Annotated in this window: 1 protein-coding gene; it reads right to left on the bottom strand. The window is 60.3% G+C overall.

The window, feature by feature from the left end; all coding sequences use genetic code 11:
• Positions 1-782, bottom strand: a 782-nt coding sequence (locus GY937_17555) for a PKD domain-containing protein (protein ID MCP5058511.1), incomplete at its 3' end; no start/stop codon positions are given.
• Positions 783-854: the final 72 nt, after the last annotated feature.

The raw sequence follows: 854 nt of genomic DNA, 5'->3' as shown, positions 1-854 counted from the left end.
TCCGGATCGCGCGCATCAAAATCGCTGACCTCCTCCCCCCGCCCGGCCATGAGTAGCGTCAAATCGGCCGTGTTGATCTGTCCGTTCCGGTCGATGTCGCAAACAGGCGGGGCAGCCACCTCGACTGTCGCAATCGCCTCCACCGCGCCAAAGCCCAGTTGCGATATCGCACCCTCCGGATCCGTGACTCGAAGATGCACCGTGAATGTGCCCGGGCGATCGAAAACCACACTGGGACTGGTCTCCGTGCTCGTTATCGGTATCGCCTCTTGTGGCAGATACCACTCAAACCCCAGGGCGCCGCCCTCCGGATCCTGGGAAGCGGTGCCGTCCAACTGGATCGTATCCCCAGCGACAGACGAGTAGATGCCACCCGCATTGGCAATAGGCCGTTCGTTGGTGCTCGGCGGTGGACACGGCAAGCCTGCAAACGGCGGCTCGAGGCCAAGTCGAATCGGGAAGAACTCCCCGAAGAAGATGGTGTCTTTCTGAACGTCAGTGAGAAGGAAGGGCGCGGAGCTGGGGTCCACATCAAGAACAGTCCGGGGCGCAACAATGCCGGTCAACGGTCCCGAACTGGAAAACGGCGGGAGTTGAACCGTCATCGAGAAACCCAGGCTCGGGTACTCTCGAACCGGCTCTCCGACATACCACGCCTCGACTCCAAGGGGGCTACTGGGATCGCCGACTAGCAGAACCACTTGTAGGCCAATATCCTCGGTGAACACCTCAAAACCGGCCATACGTGAACGTCTGAAAAGCGGCCATAGGGAGCCGCCCAAGACAGGTGTGGTGTGATTAGCCCTTTGTGGGTGTGTTTTTCAAGGTGGCCTTCTCTCGGGATCGCCAGCTCC

Source organism: bacterium (genome assembly GCA_024228115.1).
In the GTDB taxonomy this organism is placed as follows: Bacteria; Myxococcota_A; UBA9160; order UBA9160; family UBA6930.
Note: the sequence above shows the minus strand (reverse complement) of the source record. Positions and strands in the feature narration are given on the sequence as shown.